Raw genomic sequence first — 23148 nt, 5'->3', positions numbered from 1 at the left:
CCCCGTGCCAGACCCCATGCCGGACCCTGTGCGCCTGACCCGCCCCGCTCCGGACCCCTCGCCCCGGCGCGGCCGGCACCGGGTGTTCCTGGGCATGGCCGCCGGGGTCGGCAAGACCGTGCGCGCCCTGAACGACCTGCGCGACCGGCACGCCCTCGGCGAGAACGTCCTGATCGGCGTGCTCGAGACGCACGGCCGCGCCGGCACCGAGGCGGCCGCCGGGAACCTGCCGCGCTTCCCGCTGCTGGAACTGCCGCGCGGCGCGGCCCTGCTGAAGGAACCGGACATCACTGGCCTGATCGCCCGCCGGCCGGACGCCGTGCTGATCGACGAACTCGCCCATACGAACGCGCCGGGCAGCGCCCGCACCCGCCGCTGGGAGGACGCGGAGGCCCTGCTCGCGGCAGGCATCGACGTGTACAGCACCCTGAACGTGCAGCACCTGGAATCCCTGAACGACGTGGTCGCCCGCCTGACCGGCGTCCGCGTCCGCGAACGCGTCCCGGACCACGTCCTGGCCGACGCCGACGAGGTCGTCCTGATCGACCTGCCGCCCGAGGACCTGCGCCGCCGCCTGCGGGGCGGGCAGGTGTACGCCCCGCAGAAGGTCGAGCAGGCCCTGACGCACTTCTTCACGGCGGCGAACCTGACGGCCCTGCGGGAACTCGCGCTGCGGCACGTGACCCAGACCGTCGAGGCCGACGCGCCCCCCGGCCCGCCGGGCGCGCACGAGGTCGTGGTGGTCGCCGTCGCCGCCGAGAGCACCGCCCTGCGCCTGATCCGCCGGGGCGGCCAGATCGCGGGGCGCCTGCACGCGCCGCTGCACGTGATCACCGTCAGCGGCCCGCGCCTGAGCGCCCAGCAGGCCCGGCTGCTCGAAACGGCCCGCGAGATCACGCACGCCCTGGGCGGCACCTTCGACGTGCTGCCCGCGCAGGGCGGCGTGGCCGACACGCTCGTCCGTCACGCCACGCGTGTGAACGCCACGCAGATCGTGCTGGGCGAGACGAGCCGCTCCCGCTGGCTGGAATTCCTGCGCGGCGACATCATCCGCCACGTCCTGCGCGCCACCCGCGACGTGGACGTCCACGTGATCAGCCGCGACTGACGGCCCGCCCCGGCAGCCGGTCAGTCGGTGTCGGCTGGAGGGGCGACCCCGGCGGCGTCCGGCCGGACGCGGGCGCCACGCGGCGCGAAACCGGCGGCGCGCAGGAACTCGTACGTGCGTCCGAGATGCACCGTCAGGCCGTACTCCTCTCGGAGCCACGTCTGCACGTCCCGGCCCGACCAGCTGACGTTGCGGGCGGCGTCGGCCTCCAGGCGGTCCTTCAGCGCCTGCCGCTGCCCGTCGGTCAGGAGGCGGGGGGCGCCCGCGTTGTTCTGCCGTCCGTCGCGCAGCGCGTCCAGGCCGCGCTCCCGGTACCGCCGGACCAGCGCGTACGCGCTGACGCGGCTATACCCGGTGACCTGCAGGATCTCGCTCACAGGACGACCCTCGGCCAGCAGCGCCAGAAACTGCGCGCGGCGGCGTTCCACCGGGTCCGCCGTGGTACGGAACCGCTGCCAGAAAATCTCGGCGCCATGCTCCAGCGGGGCAGTCAGGGTCATGGACCGATGCTACCCCCTGCAGACCTCAACCGGAACCGCCGCCTGCCCGTAGACTCCCTGAAAGACGTCCAGCAGCGTCAGGGCGCGCGCGCAGACCTGCGCGTGAGGGTCCAGAGCGCGCAGGGCCGCCGCGACGTCCACCTGCGGGTCGGCGGTGACGTGCAGCGTCCGGCCGGCCGGGCAGACGGACCGCACGCCCGGAACGGCCAGCACCTGCGCGCCGCGCAGCGTGGTGCCGCGCGCCGTGACGCGCTGCGCGTCCAGCCGCGCCAGCAGTTCCGCGCGACTGGCGCGTGCCAGGACCCGGCCACCACGGATCACGAGGGTCCGCTGCGCCTCAGCGGTCGCCGGGGCGACGGTCCGCGCGACCACGACCACCGGCCGCCCCGCCTGGGCGTCGGCCGTCACGTCCGCCCAGAACGCGCTCCGCAACCCCGGACTCGACCCGGCCAGCGGTTCGTGACGGACCACGCCCGGCCAGCCCACCCTGCCCTGCGGCGCGCGCGGGCATGGCGCTCCCGGACCGGTCACGACCGCGCCTCCCATGGTTATTCCTCCCACACCTGCGCCGTCCATTGCCGCAGCGCCGTCCAGGTCCACCAGCGTCAGGATGGTACCCGCCCGGACAGTCCACACCAGGGCCGACCGCCGGCCCGGTTCCCGCCGCAGCCGCAGGGCGCGGCCGGGAGGGCCAGGGTTCAGCGGCGTGATTGGAAGGTCGGGCGTCACTGGATTCTCCTGTCAGGGCGGATCCACGGACCGCTCCCGTGACCGGCAGTGTTCCCCCCGAGTGGAGACACGGCAGGGACGCGACCGGGGCGCAGGGCCGGGGCGCCGCGTGTCTCCCGCGTGTCCCTGCCGGCCATGCAGACTACAGCCATGACCCTCACCCTGCGCCGCCTCTTCCTCACCCTGTTCACCGCCACCGCTCTGACCGGACTGGCCGCCGCTCACAACACGGTCCCAGCCGGCGACCCGAGCGTGGGGCCGGTACAGCTGGGCGACCCGAGCGTGGGGCCGGTACAGCTGGGCGACCCGAGCGTGGGGCCGGTGCAACTGGGCGACCCGAGCGTGGGGCCAGTGATGCTGCAAGGTTGACCAAGAGCTTCCACGCCTGCTGGAGTCGTGTGCCACACGACGTCATGACGGCACAGGGAGGGGAAACGTCGGTCAGTACGTCATTTTCCCCGTCATGGTCTGGAGGGTATTTTTAGCTGCGACAGGCTCCTCTCCGCCTGAACAGCCCGGAAACGAGCGTCTAGCGCTCTAAGGGCGAGAAGGCGGGAGCAGCTGGATGTCGTGTACTGCAGGGCGCAGGGAACAGAAAGTCGAGGTCATACGGACTGCCGTTTGTTTCGCCAACAATCCAGAACTTCACCGCCCCTGCCGGCTCCACAGCCGGAGGGGCGTTTCTCTCCTTCTCTCATCCGCCCGGATTGAATGGGCTGCAAAGCCCGTTCAATCCGGGCGGATGAGAGGTTCTTCAGAACCCTTTGATTGCGGGGCGGCCCGGACCCCGAGCCACCGAAGCTCAGAAAACGCGGCCAGCCGTCCTCGGTGGAAGCACTCGAGAACGGCTGGCACGTCAGTTTTTACTTCATCTCATAACATCTGTCAGGCGGTCAGGGCCAACGCCAGAGTCTAACTAAGTACGTCGAAGCTAACATTGCGAGATTCCGGGAAGGCACCGGAATCTCTCCATTCCCGCTTCAACGTACTTCCTCTGCTACGCGCTCCGCGCGGTTTATCTACAAGATAAACGCAGTGTACTTAGTTTGAAACGAGAGAATACCTGAATCGTCCCAGATGTTCTTGAATGAATTGCAGTTCGATGGTTCGAGATTTCAAGATGGCTATTTGATGCTCTATTTCCCTGAGTGATCTCTGAAGTGCTGGAGCTTCGACTGGCATCTGGTCGATAAATCTGCGCATGGCGTCGTAGTCGGCCAAGTCGGCCAGGAGTGCCGTGCATTCTTCTGGTTCCCATAATCCTGTCTGCCTTGCATGCGGTTCGAGTGGGTGATTCAGAAGACTGCTGTACGCATGTTCGAAGGTGTTCCGTGCTTCTCGCCATATTTCCAGTGTAGTTATCGCGTTCCCGTTGCATCCGAGTCTGATGAGTCCCGCAGTGGATTTCATGCTTTTACCTCGTAGATGACCTTGACTTCAGTCTTGGTTGAAATGAGGCGCAGTTTGCAGGGGTGATTCGAAGCTGAAGCGCCGCGATCTGATTTGTTCATGGGCATATCCCTCTCCTGTGGAGGTGGCTCACCAACGGATAAATCCGTCGGCTTTTCATACGGACCCCGATTGAATGGGCTGCAAAGCCCGCCAGGTTCGAGTGGATGCGAGGAGGAGAGAAACAGATTCCGGACGTGGAGTCTGCAGGGGCGGTGAAGTTCCGGATTGTCGGCGGAACAAACGGCATCCGTATCAGGCAACGCCTTGCGTTGACTTCGGTCAGGTACTTCATCTGGCCGTACTCGGTCACGGTCTTCCCGGCCTTGCGACAGGCATCCCGGCGTTCCTGCAACGCGCTGTTGTAGGGATTGCGGCAGAGGCGCAACTGTTCGTTCAGCGCGGCTTCCTGAGCCTTCGTGGGGCAGAGACGATAGCGAAATGCCTTCAGCATTCAGTTCCTCGTCTTCTGTTCCGCGATGTGCCGCTGAATGACTTCCGCGCTGACCCAGTAGGAACGTGTCCACAGCGAGGGCATGGTCCGCAATTTCGGGAGCTCCTGACGCAGCACGCGGGAGGTGTACCCCTTGAGGGCGTGCATCACCTGAGTGGGTGACACGTCCGGGTCGGTGCCGAGGACCAGGTGAACGTGGTCGTGCATGATTTCCAGCGCCACGATTTCCCAGCCCAGTTCGGCGGTCTTCTCTTCCAGCAGTTCTTTGAGCCTCAGCGCCACGTTCCCAATCAGCACCTTCCGACGCCGCTCGGGTCACCAGACAAGGTGGTATCGCAGTAGCAACAGCGGGACAGCAATGTCTCTGTGAAGGTAGGGTGTCGGCACTCCCACGGCTTACCGCGGCGGGACGGCGTGTGGACAGCGCTTCGGCATCAACGCTCCGCATCAGCACGGCCTCCCTGTCGGGAGAGCCCACACCCTTTTCTGCAAGAGCAGCGCCAAGCTGAAGCTGCGCCGCTCGCCGGAACGAGAGGCAACGCGGCTTGCCGTCCCTGAGCCGACGCGTGACCTGAGGTTCGGTCAGGCTCTTCGCTGGCGGTTGAAGAAGCAGTACTGCCTGGGCGTGGCCCTGAAGATTGAGATGCCTGGCCTGCAGTCCGGCGATCACTGGGTTCCTGGACACGCCGTGCTCACCCGCTAGGCCGGAGCAGGGCGAACAGGAGCAGGACGTTCACGCATAGCAGCACGTTCGACAGTTGCACTACCCAGCGGTCGTCATTGTGGCGCCGGTTCTTGCGGCGTTTTTTGCTTCTGCGGGCCATCGGTGCGCGAAGGTAGCATCCGCTGGGCCGCGCCCACTGCGAAAAAAGCCCCACTTCAGTCCACCCGGCGGGGAGGGTGACCGCCCAGGTCCGTCGCCGCGGTCTGGCGTGGCGTCCTATGCTGGTGGGGTGGAACTGCTGCTGCTGTCTGCTCTGACTGGCATCGCCCTGCTGGCTGTCCTGATGTTCTGGCGGGCGAGGCGCGCTCCCTCTCCCGATGCGGACCTGCGCGCCGGCCCGCGTGAGGCGCCTTCGGCGTTGGAGCGGCAACTGCTGGCGCGTCTGGGTGGGGACGGTGCCCGCTTGGAGCGGCTGCTGGACCTCGTGCGGCGTCAGCATCCGGGACTGCCGCGCGAGGAACTGCTGATCCGCCTTCAGGCGCAGATGGACGACAGCGCCGGCTGATCTGAGCGTCATCAGCGGATCTGCACGCGGTAGCAGGCTGCGCCCTGCTCACCGCCGCCGAGCGTGCCGACCGTCACGCTCAGGCGGTTGCTGCCGAGCGTGCCGGCGTCGCTGTCGGGGGCGCTGCTCAGGTTGCTGGCGGCCGTGCCGGGTGTGGCGGTCTGTCCGGACTGCACGGCCGCGCCGCGCACTAGTCGCACGCCCTGTCCGGTTGCGTACCCGTCGCCGAGTGGCTGCGTGAAGAACGGAATGGGGTCGGTGATCACGACCTCGCTCAGGGTGCCGGTTCCCTGGTTCAGGTAGTTGATGCAGTACTCCAGCTGCTCGCCCACGCCGCCCGTGCTGGCGTTCAGGCTGAACGGACTGCCGGCCGTGACGTTGCGCACGAACTTGACCAGGGTCAGGCTGCCGCCCTCGCCGCCGCTCTGCCCGATGACGGTCGTGTCGGTCAGCGAGGCCGTGCGGGTCGCGCCGCCGGTCGTCTGCTGCGCGGCCAGCGTGACCGTCTCGGTCAGCCCCTGCGCCAGTCCCGGTGGGACGAGCACCTGCACGATCAGGTTCACGTCGGCGGGCGTGCCGTCCGGGCGTTTCGGGAAGGTGTCCGTGACGTTCAGGGTGCCGGTCGTCTGCCCGGCCGGGATGATCGCCGTATCGCCGGGGTCCACCTGCCCGTCGCCGTTCACGTCGCGCCACAGCAGGTACTGGAAACGCGCGCCGGACGGGCGGGTCAGCGTGAACGTGACGGGGCCGGGCACGCCGGGCGTCAGGCGGTGCGGGTTCGTGACGGTGGACGGGCTCTGCGTGGTCCGCAGGGCGCTGCTGACCAGTGCGAACGGCGTGACGGTCACGCTGGCCGTCGCGGCCTGCGCGCCGTATACCGTGGAGGTCCGCACGCCGTCGTTGAAGGTGGCGCTCACCTGCGTGGGCAGGATGGTGTTCGTGTACGTTCCGCCGGGCAGCCCGGCCGGGAGTGTTACGGGCAGCCGGACGCTGCAACTCGCGCCGGCGCGCAGGGTGGTGCCGCCGACGCTCAGGACGCCTCCGGCCGTACCTACCGTGCCGCCGCAGGAGTTGCTCTGCACGGTGCCCAGCGTCAGGCCGCTCACGCCGGTCGTCTCGGCCACGCGGTCCTCGAAGTTCAGGCTGGTGGTGTCGGCACCGTTCGGGTTGGTCAGCGTGACGGTCAGGGTGGTCGTCTGTCCCGGCAGGCGCAGCGGCGGGTCGAAGGTCTTGGTCACGCCGAGCGCGGTGTACAGCGTGGCGGTCGCGGATTCCTGCACGACGTCCGCGCTGGTGATGACGGTGCTGCCCACGATGGTGTTGCGGTATGTGCCGGGCTGCGGGACCGTCACGTTCACCTGCAGGGTGCAGCCGCCCACCGGGATGTACGACCCGGCCAGGAAACGCAGTTCAGGCGGCGTGGTGTTGAGAACGATGCGGCTGTTGTCGCAGGTGCCGCTGATGTTCGGCGTGGCCGCGAAGGTCATCTGGGCCGGCGTGCTGGGCAGGCGGTCCACGAGATCGGTGTACAGCGCGATCGGGCCGCGGTTGTTGTTCCCGACCGTGATGGTCAGCCGGCTGGTCCCGCCGGCCGCGCTGACGAACGGCGGCTCGAAGACCTTGCTGAGCGTGGGCCGGTCCGGGATGACGTTGCACGACGCGAGGTCCACGATGCCCTGGTTGCCGTTCTCGATGTTCGTGGCCTGCCCGTCCGGGGTCATGGCGTACACGGCGCTGCCCGTCGACAGGTAGAAGGTCTCGCCGACGATGGTGGTGCCGTCCGGCAGGGTCCGGAAGGGCTCGATCGCCAGGCCGTTCACGGCGGTCAGGGGCGTGCTCCCCACGCGGATGGGAACGATCCGGGCCGGGTCCGCGACCAGCTGGTCGCTGATGGCGACGAGGTGACTGCCGACCGCGCCGCCGCTCAGGCTGCCTTCCACGATGATGTACAGCTGGTTGCCGGCGCCCAGCACGATGTCCCCGTTGGTGGTGGTGCTCTTCACGAACGAGGGCGGGAACGTGATGGGTGACGGGCGGGTGATGACGGTGCCGTTCGACGTGCGGAACACCGAGACCAGTCCGTAACTGTGGTACACGTACATGCGCCCGGTTTCCTCGATGGCGCTGCCCACCAGGGACCCGAAGGTATTGTTGTTGTTGACCAGGTCAGGGCTCTGGCCGACCCGCGTGGTCTGCCGCGTGACCGGGTTGTACTTCAGCAGCGTGCCGGTGGTGCGTTCCACGTAGTACAGCAGGCCGTCGACCGGGTTGATGGAACTCGCGTTGTACTGGTAGGCGGTGCCGGTCCCCACCGGCGTGTCGTTGATCAGGTCGTACGCGGCGGTCGTGCCGCTCACGGTGTTCAGGAACAGGTGCCGGGACTTCCCGCCGGAACCCGCGTTCGGGCTGGCGGTGGCGTAGATGGCCGTGCAGTAGCTCGGGGCGGCGGCGGCGGTCCCGGCCAGAGCGGCGAGCGCCGGGACGATCACGCGCAGGGCGCGGCGGGACAGCAGACGGAGGGAAGCGCGCATCAGGGAGTGTCCTCGGTGGGGGGGGCGGGAGAGGGTTCGCCGGTCTGCGGTGCAGGGGTCGGTGCGGGGGGCTTCGTGAGGCCGCTCAGCAGGTCGCTGAGGCGCTCGTCGGCGCTCAGGTCCAGGCGCAGGTACGCGCCGCGCCGGGTGGGTTGCGTGCTGATCGAGTCGAAACCGGTCAGGTTGTAGCCCAGCGTCAGCCACGTGCCGGGCAGGGCGCGGTAACTGCCCTCCACGCCGGTGGCGGTGCGGACCACGCCGCTCAGGGGCTGCACCTGGGTGTGCAGCGCCGCGCCGAGCGCGAAGCGGTCACTCAGGTAGTACGAGCCGCTCAGGCTGGGCTGCACGGTCAGGCTGCCGGGGTCGCCGGGCGTGGCGCGGGCCGCCAGTCCGCCGCGCACGGCCCAGGTGGCGGCGTGGTACGCGAGTTCGGCGCTGCCGCTGAGGGTGCCGTTCCCGGTGCTGCTGAGACTGCCGCGTTCGAACCCGGCGGTCAGCAGGCCCTGCCACTGGTTCTTGCGGAGCGCGCCGCCCAGCGTCAGGCGGTCCCCGCGGGACGGGCCGAACTCGTGCAGGGTGCTGGCGCTGAGCGTGACCTGATCGTTGAGGCTCAGGGCGGCGCCGCCGCGCAGCACGGTGCGCAACTGTCCGTTCTTGACGGCGAAGTCGCTGCCGGCCGAGGCGCTCAGGCGGGTGTCCTGGTAGCGCAGCGCGGCGTTCAGGTTGAATTCGCGCGCCGGGTCCGGCCGGGCCGCGCCGGGCAGTTCCTGCAGCACGCCGCCGCCCAGCGAGGCGCTGAGGTTCGGGCCGAGCGGCAGGGTGGTGTCCGCGCCGAAGCGGGCGCGGTTGCCGCCGCCACCGGCGGTGGGCAGTTCGTAGGCGACTTTCAGGTTCGTGCCGCCCAGCCGCGATTCCAGACCCAGGCTGAGCGCCTGACCCGGCGTGGCGCTCCCGCCGGGCCAGGTGACGGCGCCGCCCAGCGTCGCGGCGACCTGCGGCGTCAGGGCGTAGCGGGCGCTCAGGGTCGTCTGCGGGCTGGCGTTCCCGCCGACCGGCTGGGCGTGCGTGACGTCCACGTCCAGCGGCGCGGCGTGGTACCCGGCGCTGGCGGTGAGGCTGGTGCCGCTGGCCGCGCCGAACTGCTGGCGCACGCCCAGCCCCAGCGTGACGGGTTGCAGGTTCACGTTCAGCGCGGCGCTGACCTGACCCTGCGTGGAGCGGCTGCCGTCGCCGGCCGGGGCGGGCGCGTCGTGGTACTCGCCGGCCAGCGAGGCGCTCAGCGAGCGGCCCAGCGGGACGGTGGCGTTCGCGGTGGCGTGCGTGCCGGGTTGCGTGGCGTTCAGGCCCGCGTAGCCGTCATCCTGGCGGGAGGCGCTCAGGGACGCGCGCGCGCCGCCCGGCAGTCGGCCCTGCGCGGCGGCGCTGAGCAGCACGTCCTGACCGCTGACGGCCGCGAGGGTCGTGACCTTCAGGTCCGGCGTGTCGTACACGGCGCGCGCGGCGACCGTCAGGCCCGCGCCCGCGCCGCTGCCGGGCAGGCTGACGGCGGCGGCGCTGGCACTCAGCGCGCCCCGCTCGATCCGGACCTCCGTCCCGAAGGCCAGGGGGCGCTCGCCGCTGCCCTCCAGCCGGTAGCTGACGCGCAGGGACTGCGTGACCAGCAGGCCGCCCTCGACCGTCACGGCGCTCAGGGGCCGCGCCAGGGTCAGCAGGCCCGCCGGGCCGTCCAGGGTGTAGTCCAGGCCGCGTTCCAGGCGGCGTTCGGTGTCGCCGTCCGGGCCGCTGACGAGCAGGTCCACCGTCTCGCTGCCCGGCACGGCCGCGCCGCCCAGACGCAGCAGGCGGGTGCCGTCCGGCGTGACCGTCTCGGTGCGGGTGTTCACCGGCAGGGCCGCCACGAACCCGCTGACGGTGGGAGTACCGGGCGCGCCGTGCGTGACGACGCTCAGCGCGGTCGGCGTGCCCGGCACGCTCAGGGTGCGGATCGGCGCGGGCGCCTGCATGTACGCCACCGTGAAGTCCGGATGGTCGTAGCGGAACGCGACCGGGTCGAGGCCGCTCAGCGGCACGCTCGCGGCGCTGCGGTCCCCGTGCGCCGCGTACAGCCCGGCGTACGCCTCGGCGGCGTGCAGGCCGTCGCTGTTCGCGGCGGCGATCAGGTGCCCGTCGCCCAGCGGGGCTTCCAGCGTGCCGCGCGCCGTGACGGTCAGGCCCGCGCCGCTCAGGGTGGCGCTCAGCAGGCCCGTGGCGACCGCGCCGCGCCCGACTTCCAGCCGCTGCCCGGCCCGGATGGGCTGCCCGTCCCCCAGGTCCGCCTCGAGTTCCACCCGCACCGGCGCGGCCTGCGGCGCGAAGGTCAGTTCGCCCTCGCCGTCTTTCAGGCGCACCTGATACCCGGCTTCCAGCGGGTTGGCGTCCGGCGTGGTGGGCTCCAGCGACGTGCGGACCGTCAGGAACGGCAGCGCGGTCGTGACCCCGCGCTCGTCCACGGCCTGCACGCGCAGCACGACGGGCGTCACGCCGTCCGCGATGACCTGCTCGCCCAGCACGCGCAGGTTGGTGGTCCGGCCCGCCAGCGTGACGGTCGTCCGCTCGCCCAGCGCCTCGATCACGTTCCGGCCGGGCGTCAGGCGCACGCCGACGTACTCCAGGCGCTGCGTGTTCGTGGCGGGATCGAAGCTGCGGGTGCCGATCAGGCTGCCCGGCAGGTCCACGCCGTTCAGGGTGACGTCCAGCGGCACGTCCGCCGGTCCCTGCACGACCACCGTCACCTGATCGCGGTCACGGTACACCTGCCCGTCCGGCGGGGACTGGATGGCCTGATCGCTGCGGGGCGCCGGGGCGTCCAGCGGGCGCGCGGCGGCCAGGTCGCCGGGGTCGAGGCGGCCGCGCAGCGTCTCGCGCTGCCCCTGGCCGTACGTGGCGACCAGCGTGGGCTCGGGCAGTTCCGGCAGCGGCGCGTCGTGCCGGGCCGAGTACCGCAGTTCGCCCGGATGGGCGGGCAGCGTCCAGTACAGCGTGCCGCCCGGTCCCTGCAGCGGGTCCGGGATGGGCCGCGCGTCGTAACGGGCGCTGCCCGGCAGGTACTCCGCGCCGTCCGGGAGGCGCTGGGCGTAGATCAGGCCCTGCCCGGCGCCGGTGCTCGTGACGCTGGCGTGAATGTCGCTGACCCGCGTGACGGGCGGCAGCGCGGCCGGGGCCGCCTCGGGCGCCGGTTCGGCCGGCGTGGGAGCGGCGCCGGGAGTGGGGGCCGGGCTGGCGGGCGCGGGCGGCGCGGCCACGACCAGCGGTTCCACGGTCAGGGTGCCCTGCGCCGTCTGCGTCTCGGCGCAGTCCGTCACGAGTTCCGCCCCGAGGGACACGGCGCCGCCGCCCGCCTCGACCCGCGCGCGGTAGGTCAGGGTGCGGGCCTCGCCGGGCCGCAGCGTGCCCTCGAACTCCGGGCGGTCCAGCGCGGTCAGGCCCTCGCCGGGCGTGTCGCTCAGCAGGTACGGGACCGGGTCCTCGCCCGTGTTCGTCAGGTGCAGCGCGACGGTCACGGTGTCGCCGGGCCGCGCGGCCGGCAGCGCGCCGCGCCGCAGTTGCAGCGCCGCGCGGTGCGGGCTGACCTGCACGGCCGCGCTGGCCTGCGTGCCCGGCAGGGTCGCCGTGACGCGCGCCTCGCCGGGCCGCTCGGCCTGCGCGACGACTTCCAGCGTGGCGGGCTGTCCGGCCTGCGCCGCGCCCTGCAACCGGGTCGGGGTCAGGGCGCGCAGGCCGTCGGGCAGGACCACCTCGACCGGCGTCCTGACCACACCGCCGTACTCGGTGCTGGCGACCGCGTGGAAGGTGACCACGTCGCCCACGCACACGGCCGGGCGGTCCTGCGTCAGCGTCAGCTGCACCTGCGGGCGCACCTGCACCGCCACGTCCGCCAGACCGTCCTCGGGCACCGTGACCTGCCGGGGGGCGTCCACGACCGCGCCGGGCGGGGCGCTGACCTGCAGGTCCAGGGTGCCGGCGGGCCGCTCGGCGGTCCACTCGCCGTCCACCGGGACCGTTTCGCCGTCCAGGGTGACGGTCAGGCTGGTGGGGCTGATCTCGCCGCCCGGCTGCACCAGTTGCGCCTGCACGCGCACCTGCCCGACCCGTTCGGTCTGCGCGAGCGTGATGCGCTGGTCCGCGCCGCCCCGGTTGAAGGCCAGCCCGACCGTGTTCGAGTACTGCTGCGCGCCCTCCGGCTGGCGCAGCTCCACGCGGTACGTCCCGGCGGCCGGCAGCGGCAGGTCCACCCACTGCAGCGGCCCGCTGATCGGCAGCGGCGTGACCACGCCGCTCGCGTCGATGACGCGCACGTCCATCTCGGCAGGGCCGTCGCCGTCGTACAGGCGCAGGCGGTCCCCGGCGCGGGCGTTCAGGGTCAGCGCGGGCGTCCAGGCGGCGCCGCGCACCGTGACGTTCACGCGCGTGGCGCTCAGGCTGGCGGCGTCCGCCTCGATGCGCGCCGCGAAGGTGTTCTTCCCGCGTCCCTGACTGCTCACCCGCAGGGTGTACGTGCCGGGGTCCAGCACGCCATCAAAGGCCGTCACCCAGTCGCTGGGACCGTCCGGGACGCGCAGCGTGCCCATCGCCTGACCGTCCGGGCCGAGCAGCGTGAAGGTCGTGACGACCGGCGCCCCGCCGTACTGCTCGTCGCCCACAGAGTCCGGCTGGCGGTAGTCGCGCGGATCGAACGCCGCCGAGTACAGGTCCAGCCGCACCGGGCCGCGCTGATGCACCTGCAGGTTGAAGGTGTCATCCCCGACCGCCCACTGCAGGTCCTGCCCGACGCTGGTGACGGGCCGGCTGGTGCGTTCCGGGTGCGGCCCGCTCCCGCTGAGGCGGGTCAGGTCGGCGTCCTGCGCGAGCGCGGCGCCGCCCACACCCAGGCTCAGCAGCGCCAGCACGCGGGGCCGGCGGCTCACGGGAGCCTCCAGCGCAGGAACGGATCGGTGCCCGCCTGCTCGGGCGTACCGCTGAAGGTGAAGGTGTACGAGGTCGTCATGGAGCCGCCTGCGAAGTCTACGGCGAAACCGGCCTGCCCGGACGTCAGGATCGCCCCGGCCGGCAGCGGATCGGCGACTTCCAGGCCCGGCACGGCGCGCGGCGCGCTGAGGGTCAGCTGCGCGGCATACCGGTCGTCACCCAGCCAGGTCAGCTGTTTGCGCAGCACCACGTCGCCGCGCGCGACGGTCGTGCTGCGCACCGAGTGGGCGTCCCCGCCGGCCGGCGCGAGCGGGAAATCCACGCTCGTGAGGTTCAGGACCATCACCGAGCGGCTGCCCGGCAGCCCGCCATCCTGCGGGACGCTCAGCGGCGCGTTCCGGACGCTCTGCGGGTCGAGCCGCAGGGCCTGCTGGCCGCGCGGCACCGCCGCGAAGTGGTACCGGCCGGCCGCGTCGGTCAGGGCGCTGCGCCCCCCGGCGAGCAGCACGCGCGCCCCGGCGACCGGCGTGTCGAGGTCCGGCGTGAACGTCCCGTCGCGGTTGCGGTCCACGAACACCTGACCGTTCAGTTCCGCCTGCGCGGCGAACACGCCGGGCCGAACCTGCACGCTGGCCCGCGCCTCGCTGCTGCGCGTGACCGCGCCGTTCGGGGCTTCCATGCGCGCCGCCGCCACGTTCACCAGGGTCGGCGCGGCGTGCGGCGTGACCCGCATGGCGTACGTCAGGGTGCGGGTGCCGCCGGCCGGCAGGGCCTCCACGGGCCACAGCAGCGCCCCGCCGGGTTGCGGCTGCGGGTCCGGGCCGGGGCGGCCGTCCACGGTGGCGGTGCCCGGCAGGTACGTCAGGCCGGTGGGGGGCGTGTCCAGCAGCGTGCCGCCCTGCAGCGCCGCGACTCGGCTGGCGTTGCGCAGCGTGACGGTGAAGGTCACGCGGTCCCCGACGACCACCGCCTGCGGGGTCGCGGCCTTGCTCAGCAGCAGCGCGCTGGAGTACACGTTCGACGGGACCGGCGCACTCGGGACCGGGCTGGGCAGCTCGTCCGAACCCAGCGAGAAGGTGTTCTCCAGGCGGGTGTCGTCGGGCACGTCGCCGTTCACGCGGGCCTGCACCGTCACGCTCAGGCGGCCGCCGGGGCTCAGGGCCGGGAAGCGCCACGTGACGGTCCGGGTGAACGCGTCGAAGGTCCCGCCGTCAGAGGCGCCCACGAAGGTCAGCCCGGCCGGCAGCGTGTCGCGCAGCATCACGTTCGTCAGCGCGGCGTCGTAGGGGTTCACGGCGCGCAGGGTGTACGTGAGCAGCTCGCCGACCGGGACCGTCCCGGCGGGCGTCACGGTCTTTAGCAGTTCCGGCGCGCGCGGGTCCACCAGCGTCAGCAGGTCCTCGGTGTGGTTCGGGGCGGCGCCCAGTTCGCTGCTGGCACTCAGCCGCGCCCGCGCCGCGCCGCCCTCGCGGGCCGTGACGGTCAGGCAGGCCTGCACCGACTGCTCCTCCCCGGCGTCCAGCGCGAGCGGCTGGGGCAGCTCGGCGCCCTGCGCGTCCCGCCACACGATCAGGCCGCTGCCCAGCGTGAACTGCCCGCCCAGCGTGAACCGGTCGGCGACATTCCCGGTGTTGCGGACCGCGTGCGTGAAACACGTCGCCTGCCCCTGCACGCCGAAGGTGCGGGTCTGCCGGTCGTCGGCGCTTCCCTCGCCGCCCGGTTCGGCGGCGGCGTTCCCGGCCGGGCCGATCAGGACGCCCAGGCGCGGGCGGATCAGCACGGACGCCTCGGTCTTCAGCGGGGGGACGCCCGGCGTCAGACTCAGGTACGCGGTGTTCACGCGCGCGCCCGGCTGGGCGTCCGGGGCGGCCTGCATGCGGAACGTCAGGTCCGTCACCTGACCGGGCCGCAGCGGCGGCAGGCGCCACGACAGGGCGCCCGAGGCTCCGGCCGCCGCGACCGACAGGCGGCCCAGCGGGTTCACGGCGCTGCCCGGCACCAGGGTCATCCCCCGGAGTTCCGGGATGTCGAGCAGGTCGCTGACCTCCGCCTCGCCGCTCGGCTGCGATCCCAGGTTCCGCACGCGCAGGGTGACCAGGGTGCTGTCGCCAGGGCTCAGGACGGCCGGCGCGAAGTGCTTCTCGATCTGCAGTTCCGCCCCGCCGCTGACCCGCACGGCCGCCACGTTATCCGTGTCGCTCGCCCCGCCGTCCGCGCAGCCCGCCGTCAGGCCCATGAAGGCCGACCCCTGCGCCCCGGCGGGTGCCTGCACGACCAGCAGCAGGTCCGCGGCGCCGTCCACCGGCACGCTCAGGTCATGCACGACCGGTTCGCCCAGGTCCAGCAGGCCGTTGCCGTTTACGTCCCGCACGACCCGCGCGCCGCCCGGCATGAAGGCGCTGCCCGGCGCGACCTGCCACGACAGCGCGAACCGGGCCGCCACGTTCCCGCTGTTCACCAGCCGGTACGGCAGGACGCTCTCGCCGCCCGGCGCGATGCCCACCCGGTAGGCGGGCGTGGCGGCGCTGCCGTCCGGCGTGACGTTCAGCGCGCAGCGCGCCCGCACCAGCGTCTCGACCGGGGCGCTCAGGTACAGTTCGCCGGCCGCCGTGGCGCTCGCCTGGTTGCTGATGACCGTACCGGCCGGGGTGCCGGCCGCGCCCGCCAGCTGGCCCAGCAGGGTCAGCAGCGTCGCGAGCAGCGCCGCGCAGCGGCGGGAGGGAAGAAGGGCAGAGTCAGAGGGCACGGGCGGAACTCCTGGGGTGGAAGGAGGAACCGCGCTGGTCGGGGGAAAGCGAAAAAGGAGAAAGGGCGACCAGGCGGGGCAGGGAAGACACAGGTGCGGCGGGGGGGGCTGAAACGTGGGGGTGGGGCGCCGCAGGCTGGAACGGTCAAAGGGGGCACAGCCGGAACAGAGGAGAAGCGGGAAATGGGTGGAACCGTCAAATCGCAGGCGTTGTCTGGTGTTGAGGGTCGGGGAGTGCGGGCGGCGCGCAGAGGGCCGCCCGGCCCCCGGAAGGGCCCGCTCCCTGAAAATAGGGTGGGAGCGGGCCGCCGGGCTTCAGTTCACGCGGACCGTCATGGTGAAGGTCACGTCCGCGCCGCTGCTCAGGCTGGTCTCGTTGACATCGATCACGCCGTTGCTGTTCGTGTCCACCGCGAACTCCACCAGCGTGCCGGCCGTCTGGGCGACGGGCGCGGTCGCCACGGCCGTCCAGCTGCCGCCGGCGACGCGGTAGAAGCCGTTCGTGGGTCCAGTCACGCCAGCCAGGACGGTGTTGGCGGGCACGGTGTCGCGCAGCACCACTTCCGTCAGGGTCTCGGTGGACAGGTTACGGGCGTTCAGGGTGTAACGCAGGTACTCGCCGGGGAAGGCGTCCGCGCCGCTGGTGACGGTGTTGCAGCTGAGCAGCACGCCGCAGTTGTCCACGCTCTTGTTGATTGCCAGTTTGCCGCCGACCACGCGGGTGGTGTCGGTCACGCGGGCGGGGTTGCCGGTCGGGTCGCGCAGCACGGCGCCAGTGGCAGGCGAAGCGGGCGTGGTCGCGGCCGTCAGGCTCAGCTGGTTGACGCTCTCGGTGGGCGCGCCGGCCGGCACGTTGACCTTGACCGACAGCGTGACCTGCTCGCCCGGATCGAGGGTGGCGGGACTGACGCTGCCCAGCAGGTTGCGGGCGGCCGCGTCGCTGAACGCCGCGCCGATGGACGCGAAGAAGGTCGTGCCGTCGAAGGAGTACAGGTACGTCCAGCCGCTCGTGGCGCCGGCCGGGGTGCCCGTGAACGACAGGTCCGCCGGGCCGAAGGAGGTGTTGCCCTCGTTGCGCAGCTGGTGCTCGTACAGGGCCGTGCCGGGGCTGGTGGTCGTGCCGCTGCGGTCGGGCGTGAGGGCCACGTCGTACTCCTGGAGCACGGTGACGGTGTTGTTGGTGTCGGTGCCGCTGGTGTTCGTGACCGGGCTCTGCGCCGTCTGGGTGACGGTCACCGGGCCGGGCAGGGCGCTGTCGGGGGTGTTCACGACGGCCAGCAGCTTGATTTCCTGTCCGGGCTGGATGGTGCCGGTGTTCGTGATGGGGCCGGCGGCCAGTTCGTTCGGGTCGAGCACGCCGTCGCCGTCGAGGTCCTTGTAGTACACGACCGTCACCGGCACGTTGCCGCTGCTGGTGGGGAAGGTCACGGTGCCGCTCAGGTTGTAGTTGTCGGGCTGCGCGCCGTTGTTGCCGACTTCCATGGGGAACACGGCCTGCGCGCCGGGCAGCACGGACTGGTTGGCGGGCGTGGCGGGCGTGCCGCCGTTGTTGCCGCTGGTGTCGCCGATGCTGACGCTGGGCGCCGTGACCGTCCCGATGCGGTTGGTGGTGGTGTCCTTCTTGCTGGTGTCCACCGAACTGGTGGCCGTCACGACGACGCTGCCGCCGTTGGCGTCCGCGCCGCCCTGGGCGGGCGGGCGCACCCGCACCTGAATCACGGCCGTCTGACCGGGCGCCAGGGGACCGCTGTCCGGCACGCCGTCGCCGTCCGAGTCGGGCAGCGGCACGCCGTCACGCAGCAGGTCGACGGTCGTGCCGGCCGGCAGGTCCGACAGGGCCACCGTGAAGTCGAACACGTCGGTGCTGTTGCCGGTGTTGCGCACCGACTGCGCGAAGGTCACGCTGCTGCCGGCCGCCAGGGACGCCACGGTCTGCGTGTCGGCGTTGTCGGGCGTGACGGTCAGGCCCTCGGCGGTCGTGTACGCGGCGCCGACGGTGGTGTCGGCCGCGCCGAGCGGGTCGCCGTTCGGGCCGATGGCGACGGCGGCCGTGGCGGCCTTGGTCACGTCGGCGGTGTTCGAGGAGGTCGTGGTGGTCGTGCCGGTCGAGCCGGTGTACGTGACGGTCGCGACGTTCGAGTACGGGTTCTGGCCGCTGGTGGGCGCCGCCGACGCCGGGATGGTGACCGTGAAGGTCAGCTGCACCGACTGGCCGGGCGCGACGCTGCCGAACACGGCCTGAACCTGATCGCTGGCGTTGCTGTCGCCGTCGGTGTTGGGGTACGTAACCGTGCCGGTGGTGGGGGAGATGGCGGCGCTGCCGGCCACGACGACCGAGCCGGTGGGCAGGGTGCTGGCGGCGCTGATGATGTCGTCGGCCAGGATGACGTTGCTGGCGGCCTGCGTGCCGGTGTTCGTGGACTGCACGCGGTACACGACGGTCAGGTCACCGTTGGATTCGGTGGTGGTGGACACGACGCTCTTGCTGACGCTCAGGACGGCGTCCTGCACGACGTTGACCTGGGCGTAGTTGGTGCTGCCGCTCACGCCGTCGGTCTTGCTGGCGTCGAAGGTGCTGGCAGCGGTGGGCTGCGTGATGACCTTGTTGACGCTCGTGGCGTTCGCAGGGACCTGCAGCACCACGAAGAACTTCACGGGGCTGTCGGCGGGCACGTTCTGGAACACGGACTTGCCGCCGCTCTGCGGCAGGGCGACGCGTTCACCGGGTTGCAGGATGCCGTCGCCGTTGGCGTCGATGTACACGACGCGCGTGGCGGGCGCGACGGTGTTGGTCACGCTGGAGTCCACCATGGTGTCCACCAGGAAGGAGTCCGTGCCGTTACCGGTGTTCGTCAGCGTGTACGGGAAGACCACCTCGGCGCCGGGAACGGCCTGCTGCTGCTGACCGGGGGCGCTGGGAGTGCCGTCGGGCGAGATGGTGACCCCACCGACCTGCTTGACCAGCGTGCTGACCTGGTTGCTGTTCGCGTCCAGCCTGGTGCCGGTGGAGTCGCGGTAGGCGGCGCTCGCCTGGTTGGTGATCTGCGTGCCGGCTCTCGTGCCGGCCGCAGAGGCGACCCCCAGCGAGAGGAAAGCAGCCAACAGTAATACGTGGTGTTTCATGGATCTCCTTGAAATGAGGTGGCTTCGGAACTTGCGTGGTCGTTTCGGGGCGGTCCCTGTTGCGGTTCCACACGGCACCTGTTACACGGCTTCACCTTAATGACAGCTTTCTTACACGCTTCTCACATGAAGCCGGATACCCCCGGAGCGAGAAAAATCCCACATTCAGACGAGCATGAAGTGAAAAACCACTCATAATGTGGCTCACCTATCTAATATTCAACTTCTAATTCATGTGAAAAGCCTGCCGGCCCATCTCCTGACAGCCTCCTGGTTCCTGGACCACACGCCCCGACGGGCGCGACCATGAACAGCACTTCACGAAACTCCCGCGTGCCCGGCGCGTCCACCGCTCATGCTGCTGCCAGCCGCGCCGCCCACCGGCGCGCCCTTTCACGGAGGAACCACCGATGACCCCACCCACCGCTCCCCAGGGAGCCGCCCCCTCGGAAGGGCCCCAGCCGGTCCCGGCGACCCTGCCCGTCACCCTCACCGTCAACGGCCAGGAACGCACCCTTGAACTGGACCCGCGCGTCTCGCTGCTCGACACGCTGCGCGAGCACCTGCACCTGACCGGCACCAAGAAAGGCTGCGACCACGGCCAGTGCGGGGCCTGCACGGTCCTGCTGGACGGCCAGCGCGTCCTGAGCTGCCTGACGCTGGCCGTCATGCACGACGGTCAGGCCGTCACGACCATTGAGGGACTGGGCACGCCCGACGACCTTCACCCGCTTCAGGACGCCTTCATCCGTCACGACGGCTACCAGTGCGGGTACTGCACGCCGGGGCAGCTGTGCTCCTCGGTGGGCACGCTCGACGAGATCGCGCGCGGCGTGCCCAGCCACGTCACTGCCGACCTGGACGACGTGCGCTTCAGCGCCGACGAACTGCGCGAACGCCTGAGCGGCAACCTCTGCCGCTGCGCCGCGTACCCGAACATCATCGCGGCCGTCAGCGAGGTCCACGCCTCCCAGAACGGAGCCTCCCAGAACGGCACCGCGCAGCCTGGAGCCGCGCAGAACGGAGTTGGCCAGTGAGGGCCTTCACGTACGAACGGGCGGCCACGCCGCAGGCCGCCGCCGGGGCGACCCTGGCCGAGGGCGCCAAGTTCATCGCGGGCGGCACCAACCTGCTCGACCTGATGAAACTGGACATTGAGCGGCCCGCGCACCTCGTGGACATCAACCGGCTGGAACTGAACGCGGTCACGGACACCGCGGACGGGGGCCTGCACGTGGGCGCACTCGTCACGAACACCGACCTCGCCAGCCACCCGCGCGTGCGGGCCGACTACGCGGTGCTCTCGCGCGCCATCGTGGCCGGTGCGTCCGGGCAGATCCGCAACAAGGCCACGACCGGCGGGAACCTGCTGCAACGGGCGCGCTGCCCGTACTTCTACGACACCAACCTGCCCTGCAACAAACGCGAGCCCGGCAGCGGCTGCGCGGCCCTGACCGGCCTGAGCCGCCCGCTGGCCGTGATCGGCACGTCCGACGCCTGCATCGCGCAGCACCCGTCTGATATGGCAGTCGCGCTGCGCGTGCTCGACGCGACCGTGAACACCCTGAAGGCCGACGGCACCGAGCGCACCCTGGCGCTGGACGACTTCTACCGCCTGCCGGGCGACACGCCCCACCTCGAAACTACGCTGGAAGCCGGGGAACTCATCACGGGCGTCACGCTGCCGCCCCCACCCGGCGGCACGCACGTGTACCGCAAGGTCCGCGACCGCGCGTCGTACGCCTTTGCACTGGTGTCGGTCGCGGCGATCCTGAACGGCCGGGAGTCCCGCTTCGCGTTCGGTGGGGTCGCGCCCCGCCCGTGGCGTGATCCGGCCGCCGAGAAGGCCGCCGCCGACGCCGGACCGGTCGCCCGCGCGCGCGCCGTGATCGACGCCGCCTTCGCGGACGCCCGACCCACCGAACAGAACGCCTTTAAGGTCCCGCTGCTGCGCCGCACCCTGAGCGCCGTGCTGGAGGAGCACAGCACCACCGGAGGGCAGAAATGAAGTTCGACCAGCCCGCCACGACCAACCCCATCGATCAGGAACGCGTCGTCACCCGCCCCCACACCCGCATCGAGGGGCCGCTGAAGGTCACGGGACAGGCCCCCTACGCCTACGAGTACAGGCTGCCCGAGGCGCCCACGTACGGCTTCGTGCTCGGTGCGGGCGTCGCCCGGGGGCGGATCACGGCCATCGACACCGCCGCCGCCGAGGCCGCGCCGGGCGTGCTGCTGGTCCTCACGCACGAGAACATGCCCGCCCAGGGCGCGTCCGACACGCCCGTCCCGCAGCAGGAGGACGCCTCGCCGCAACTGGCCGGTCCCGAGATCCGCCACTACCACCAGGCGGTCGCGTTCGTGGTCGCAGAAACCTTCGAGCAGGCGCGTGCCGCCGCGCACCTGATCCGGGTCACGTACGACGTCACGCCCGGCCAGTTCACCCTGGCTGACACCCTGGAGGAAGGCAAGGAACCGGACGATGCCGCCGACAGCGTGGTCGGCGACTTCGAGGAAGCCTTCGGCGCGGCCGCCGTGACGGTCGACCTGACCTACACCACGCCGGACCAGTCGCAGGCGCCGATGGAACCGCACGCCACCATCGCCCACTGGGAAGGCGAGGAGCTGACCGTGCACACCGCGCATCAGGTCGTCCACTGGGTCAAGCGCGGGCTGGCCATGACGCTGAAGGTGCCGCAGAAGAACGTCCGCGTGATCAGCGCGTACGTGGGCGGGGGCTTCGGGACGAAACTGCTGTTCTTCTCGGACGCCGTGCTGTCGGCCGCCGCCGCGAGGGTGCTGGGCCGCCCGGTCAAGACAGCGCTGCAACGCCCGCTGATCTTCAACAACACCTCGCACCGCGCCGCGACCATCCAGCGCGTCCGGCTCGGCGCGGACCACGCCGGAAACCTCTCGGCCGTCGGGCACGACACCTGGACCGGCAACCTGCCCGGCGGGGACAGCGAACCCGCCTGCGAACAGACGAAATACCTGTACGCCGGCCCGAACCGCCAGATCCGCACCCGTCAGTCCGAACTGGACCTGCCGCCCGGCGCGTCCATGCGCGCCCCCGGCGAGGCCGTCGGGATGCTCGCCATCGAGGGCGCGATGGACGAACTTGCCGAGAAACTGGGCGTGGATCCGGTCGAACTGCGCCTGATGAACGACGTGCAGTTCGACCCGGAGAAAGGCCCGAAACGGCCGTTCTCGTCCCGCAAGCTCGCGCAGGCGCTGCGGACCGGCGCCAGGGCCTTCGGCTGGGACGGCCGCCCCCGCACGCCCCGCGAACGACAGGAAGGCGAGTGGCTGATCGGGTACGGCGTGGCCTCCGCGTTCCGCACGAACCTCGTCAAACCGTCCGGCGCGACCGTCCGCCTCGAACCCGGCGGCACCCTGACCGTCGAGACGCAGATGACCGACATCGGCACCGGCAGTTACACCATCCTCGGGCAGGTCGCCGCCGAGATGCTGGGCCTGACTCTGGAACAGGTGCAGGTCCGCCTGGGCGACAGCGAGTACCCGGCGTCCAGCGGCTCCGGCGGCTCCTGGGGCGCGAACAGCGCGTCCGCCGGCGTTTACGCCGCCTGCGACGCCCTGCGCCGCGACCTCGCGAAACAGGCCGGCTACCCGTACGCGGACGCTGTGTTCCGGAGCGGCAAGGTCTGGCAGGGCGCCGAATGCACCGAACTGAGCGAACTGGCCGGCAAAGAGGGCGTCAGTGCCACCGGCAGCATGACGTACGGCGATCTCGACGAGCAGTTCGCTCAGGCAGGCTTCGGCGCGCATTTCGTGGAGGTCCGCGTGAACGCCCACACCGCCGAGATCCGCGTGAACCGCGCCCTGAGCGTCGTCGGGGCCGGCCGCATCCTGAACCCCGTCACGGCCCGCAGCCAGTGCCTGGGCGGCATGACCATGGGCATCGGGTCGGCCCTCATGGAGGAACTGCACGTGGACCACGACCTGGGCCTGTTCGTGAACCACGACCTCGGTGAGTACCACGTGCCGGTCCACGCGGACATTCCCGACATGGACGTCATCTTCCTCGACGAACTCGACGACGCCTCCAGCCCCCTGCGCGCCAAGGGCCTCGGGGAACTGGGCATCAGCGGCGTCGGCGCGGCCGTCGCGAACGCCGTGTACAACGCCACGGGCGTGCGCGTGCGGGACTTCCCCATCACGCTCGATAAGATCCTGGCCGGCTGGGACGACTGATACGGACTCCGATTGAATGGGCTGCAAAGCCCGCTGGGTCCGAGCGAAGCGAGTTGGAGAGAAACGCCCCTCCGGACGTGGAGCCGGCAATCCGGTGCGATTCCGGATTGCCGGCGAAACAAA

13 protein-coding genes and 1 pseudogene are annotated in these 23148 nt (G+C 71.2%); 6 read left to right on the top strand and 8 right to left on the bottom strand.

All coding sequences use genetic code 11. From position 1 onward, the window contains the following. Nucleotides 1-16: 16 nt before the first annotated feature. A complete protein-coding gene (locus tag CBQ26_RS07560) occupies nt 17-1108 on the top strand; it encodes a universal stress protein (protein ID WP_088248039.1) in 1092 nt (363 codons plus the stop codon). A gap of 20 nt (nt 1109-1128) precedes the next feature. Here the strand turns inward: CBQ26_RS07560 and CBQ26_RS07555 are convergent, their stop codons facing one another. Beyond that, on the bottom strand, nt 1129-1608 hold the full coding sequence (locus tag CBQ26_RS07555; RefSeq protein ID WP_088248038.1) for a helix-turn-helix domain-containing protein: 480 nt from the start codon (nt 1606-1608) through the stop codon (nt 1129-1131). 9 nt (nt 1609-1617) lie between these two features. Next, nucleotides 1618-2139: a hypothetical protein gene (locus tag CBQ26_RS21265; RefSeq protein ID WP_172417973.1), complete on the bottom strand. Its 522-nt coding sequence runs from the start codon at nt 2137-2139 to the stop codon at nt 1618-1620. A 348-nt stretch (nt 2140-2487) separates the two neighbouring features. On the opposite strand from CBQ26_RS21265, the gene CBQ26_RS07545 reads away from it, so the two are divergent. After that, on the top strand, nt 2488-2706 hold the full coding sequence (locus CBQ26_RS07545) for a hypothetical protein (RefSeq protein WP_088248036.1): 219 nt from the start codon (nt 2488-2490) through the stop codon (nt 2704-2706). A gap of 1138 nt (nt 2707-3844) precedes the next feature. On the opposite strand, the gene CBQ26_RS22445 is transcribed toward CBQ26_RS07545, so the two are convergent. Together CBQ26_RS22445 and tnpA are read right to left on the bottom strand one after the other, a co-directional pair. Next, nucleotides 3845-4240 (bottom strand): helix-turn-helix domain-containing protein, encoded by a 396-nt coding sequence (locus CBQ26_RS22445; RefSeq protein ID WP_244897996.1) that lies wholly within the window; start codon nt 4238-4240, stop codon nt 3845-3847. After that, nucleotides 4241-4627: pseudogene (tnpA, locus tag CBQ26_RS07535) on the bottom strand (IS200/IS605 family transposase). Nucleotides 4628-5193: 566 nt separating this feature from the next. Between tnpA and CBQ26_RS07530 the strand changes: the two are divergent. Further along, the gene (locus CBQ26_RS07530) at nt 5194-5469 is read left to right on the top strand and encodes a hypothetical protein (RefSeq protein ID WP_088248035.1); all 276 of its coding nucleotides are present in this window, start codon (nt 5194-5196) and stop codon (nt 5467-5469) included. A gap of 11 nt (nt 5470-5480) precedes the next feature. Here the strand turns inward: CBQ26_RS07530 and CBQ26_RS07525 are convergent, their stop codons facing one another. The 4 genes from CBQ26_RS07525 to CBQ26_RS07510 all read right to left on the bottom strand — a co-directional run bounded on the left by CBQ26_RS07525 (nt 5481) and on the right by CBQ26_RS07510 (nt 18813). Continuing rightward, nucleotides 5481-8000: a DUF7933 domain-containing protein gene (locus CBQ26_RS07525; RefSeq protein ID WP_088248034.1), complete on the bottom strand. Its 2520-nt coding sequence runs from the start codon at nt 7998-8000 to the stop codon at nt 5481-5483. Then, the gene (locus CBQ26_RS07520) at nt 8000-12943 is read right to left on the bottom strand and encodes a DUF11 domain-containing protein (protein WP_088248033.1); all 4944 of its coding nucleotides are present in this window, start codon (nt 12941-12943) and stop codon (nt 8000-8002) included. Before CBQ26_RS07520 ends, CBQ26_RS07525 begins: the two co-directional genes overlap by 1 nt. Beyond that, entirely contained in the window at nt 12940-15690 is a 2751-nt protein-coding gene (locus CBQ26_RS07515) for a DUF11 domain-containing protein (protein WP_088248032.1), read from the bottom strand. Before CBQ26_RS07515 ends, CBQ26_RS07520 begins: the two co-directional genes overlap by 4 nt. 315 nt (nt 15691-16005) lie before the next feature. Then, nucleotides 16006-18813: a beta strand repeat-containing protein gene (locus tag CBQ26_RS07510; RefSeq protein WP_088248031.1), complete on the bottom strand. Its 2808-nt coding sequence runs from the start codon at nt 18811-18813 to the stop codon at nt 16006-16008. Between the two features lie 410 nt (nt 18814-19223). Here CBQ26_RS07510 and CBQ26_RS07505 point away from each other — a divergent pair, with 410 nt between their 5' ends. From CBQ26_RS07505 to CBQ26_RS07495, 3 genes are read left to right on the top strand one after another with little or no spacing between them, the layout of a single operon-like run. Further along, on the top strand, nt 19224-19850 hold the full coding sequence (locus CBQ26_RS07505; protein ID WP_088248030.1) for a 2Fe-2S iron-sulfur cluster-binding protein: 627 nt from the start codon (nt 19224-19226) through the stop codon (nt 19848-19850). Beyond that, nucleotides 19847-20821: an FAD binding domain-containing protein gene (locus tag CBQ26_RS07500; RefSeq protein WP_088248029.1), complete on the top strand. Its 975-nt coding sequence runs from the start codon at nt 19847-19849 to the stop codon at nt 20819-20821. Before CBQ26_RS07505 ends, CBQ26_RS07500 begins: the two co-directional genes overlap by 4 nt. Continuing rightward, nucleotides 20818-23025 (top strand): xanthine dehydrogenase family protein molybdopterin-binding subunit, encoded by a 2208-nt coding sequence (locus CBQ26_RS07495; RefSeq protein ID WP_088248028.1) that lies wholly within the window; start codon nt 20818-20820, stop codon nt 23023-23025. The genes CBQ26_RS07500 and CBQ26_RS07495 overlap by 4 nt, the downstream gene beginning before the upstream one ends. The last annotated feature ends 123 nt before the right edge of the window (nt 23026-23148 follow it).

The organism is Deinococcus indicus (assembly GCF_002198095.1).
GTDB classification, from domain to species: domain Bacteria; phylum Deinococcota; class Deinococci; order Deinococcales; family Deinococcaceae; genus Deinococcus; species Deinococcus caeni.
This window is presented reverse-complemented; position numbering and strand designations above follow the sequence as displayed.

Coding starts and splice junctions, on each gene's coding strand:
- CBQ26_RS07510 (WP_088248031.1), bottom strand. CDS start 18,813: ATGAAACACCACGTATTACTGTTGGCTGCTTTCCTCTCGCTGGGGGTC.
- CBQ26_RS07560 (WP_088248039.1), top strand. CDS start 17: ATGCCGGACCCTGTGCGCCTGACCCGCCCCGCTCCGGACCCCTCGCCC.
- CBQ26_RS07525 (WP_088248034.1), bottom strand. CDS start 8,000: ATGCGCGCTTCCCTCCGTCTGCTGTCCCGCCGCGCCCTGCGCGTGATC.
- CBQ26_RS22445 (WP_244897996.1), bottom strand. CDS start 4,240: ATGCTGAAGGCATTTCGCTATCGTCTCTGCCCCACGAAGGCTCAGGAA.
- CBQ26_RS07545 (WP_088248036.1), top strand. CDS start 2,488: ATGACCCTCACCCTGCGCCGCCTCTTCCTCACCCTGTTCACCGCCACC.
- CBQ26_RS07555 (WP_088248038.1), bottom strand. CDS start 1,608: ATGACCCTGACTGCCCCGCTGGAGCATGGCGCCGAGATTTTCTGGCAG.
- CBQ26_RS07505 (WP_088248030.1), top strand. CDS start 19,224: ATGACCCCACCCACCGCTCCCCAGGGAGCCGCCCCCTCGGAAGGGCCC.
- CBQ26_RS07495 (WP_088248028.1), top strand. CDS start 20,818: ATGAAGTTCGACCAGCCCGCCACGACCAACCCCATCGATCAGGAACGC.